Raw genomic sequence first — 542 nt, 5'->3', positions numbered from 1 at the left:
TAAGCAGAATTCCACCGGCGGGAAGGACCGGCTCGGCCGCATAACAAAGCAGGGCGATTCCTATCTCAGGCACTTGCTTGTCATCGGAGCACGCAACGTCGTTCGGTACCCAAAGGCACGCTCCCGGGTTGGAGGCGGCTGGATCGAAGCCTTGCTTGAACGGCGTCGGCCGATGGTCGTCGCCATCGCCGTTGCCGACAAGTTGGCCCGGATCGTCTGGGCGATGATGACGACCGGGGAATTCTATCGGCCTAAGCTCGCGACCTGAATGTCCCGTGTGTTGGCCACGTTATGGCGTGAGGGCAAATGACAGCATGATGGACACCGGCGGAGCTGGGAATCGAGCAAGCCCGAAGAGCTTTAAGCGCAACAAGCGCGACCCGTTGATGAGGCCTCGATCCGCGATCTCCATCAGAGCCAGCGGCCATGGCATCGGTCGCACAAACAGGCCGAATACATGAACGCACCCGACCGGTATCCAAAGTACTGCTGAAATCCCTTGCATCCACGGGGCCGTCTATACATGAAGCTCTCGATGAAGG

The 542-nt window shown here is 59.4% G+C and carries 1 protein-coding gene; it reads left to right on the top strand.

Translation table 11 applies throughout. From position 1 onward, the window contains the following. On the top strand, positions 1-268 hold a 268-nt coding region (locus tag IVA92_RS18115; protein ID WP_247277942.1), incomplete at its 5' end, for a transposase. Positions 269-542 lie beyond the last annotated feature (274 nt).

The sequence above is a fragment of the Bradyrhizobium sp. 154 genome, assembly GCF_023073875.1.
In the GTDB taxonomy this organism is placed as follows: domain Bacteria; phylum Pseudomonadota; class Alphaproteobacteria; order Rhizobiales; family Xanthobacteraceae; genus Bradyrhizobium.
The sequence above is the reverse complement of the archived record's forward strand: the minus strand, read 5'-3'. Positions and strand labels throughout refer to the sequence as shown.